The organism is Bradyrhizobium uaiense (assembly GCF_010811875.1).
Classification (GTDB): domain Bacteria; phylum Pseudomonadota; class Alphaproteobacteria; order Rhizobiales; family Xanthobacteraceae; genus Bradyrhizobium; species Bradyrhizobium uaiense.
In genome coordinates this window covers 1-237 of sequence record NZ_VKHP01001087.1, presented here as the reverse complement: position 1 = coordinate 237, position 237 = coordinate 1, and the positions used below count along the sequence as shown (strand labels likewise).

Annotated in this window: 1 pseudogene; it reads left to right on the top strand. The window is 65.4% G+C overall.

Features of this window, described 5'->3' with window-relative positions:
• Positions 1–237, top strand: a pseudogene (locus FNJ47_RS55765) (transposase); the annotation flags it as partial.

The following is a 237-nucleotide window of genomic DNA, read 5'->3' as shown; positions in this document are numbered from 1 at the left end:
ATCAGCACGCTGCCGGCGCCAAAAAAGGGGGTCTGAAGATCAGGCGATCGGCCGCTCGCGCGGGGGCCTGAGCACCAAGATACATCTGGCCGTTCGAGGCTTGGGATGTCCGGTGCGGTTCACGCTGACCGCGGGTCAGAAGGGCGATGCACCGCAAGCCGCCGCATTGATCGAAGGCTTGTCCGCCGAGGTCGTCATGGCCGACGCCGCCTATGACGCCGATCACTTGCGCCAAGC